At 60.5% G+C, this 555-nt stretch carries 1 pseudogene; it reads left to right on the top strand.

The annotated features are described in order from the left end of the window. Positions 1-555, top strand: a pseudogene (locus AO388_RS27070) (AMP-binding enzyme); the annotation flags it as partial.

Raw genomic sequence — 555 nt, 5'->3', positions numbered from 1 at the left:
CACTGGCGATGCGCTATCAGCACAGAAGCTCAAGCTCTGGGACGAGATGCGCCCGGCGCACACTCGCCTGATCAATACCTATGGCCCTACCGAAGCGACAGTGTCCTGCACCGCCGCTTATGTCAGCCATGACGCCGTGGCTGGCAGCGAAGGCAGCGGCAACGCGACCATCGGCAAGCCGATGGCCAACACCCGCATCTACCTGCTTTGCAGAGGTCAACGCCGAACGCTTCCTGGCGGATCCGTTCAGCAGCAGCCCTGATGCCAGGATGTACAAAACCGGAGACCTGGCACGTTACATGGCTGACGGCCGTATTGAATACCTGGGCCGTAACGACTTCCAGGTCAAAGTACGCGGTTTCCGTATCGAACTGGGCGAAATCGAAGCCCGCCTGGGCAATTGCGCCGGGGTCAAGGAAGCGGTGGTGGTCGCTCGGGAAGATAACCCGGGAGATAAACGCCTGGTGGCCTATGTTGTTGCCCAGCCGCAAAGCCAGCTTACAACCGCTGAACTGCGTGCCGAACTGGCACCGCAACTGGCCGAGTACATGCTGC

It is taken from the genome of Pseudomonas sp. ICMP 10191, assembly GCF_001467335.1.
Lineage (GTDB): Bacteria > Pseudomonadota > Gammaproteobacteria > Pseudomonadales > Pseudomonadaceae > Aquipseudomonas > Aquipseudomonas cerasi.
Note: the sequence above shows the minus strand (reverse complement) of the source record. Positions and strands in the feature narration are given on the sequence as shown.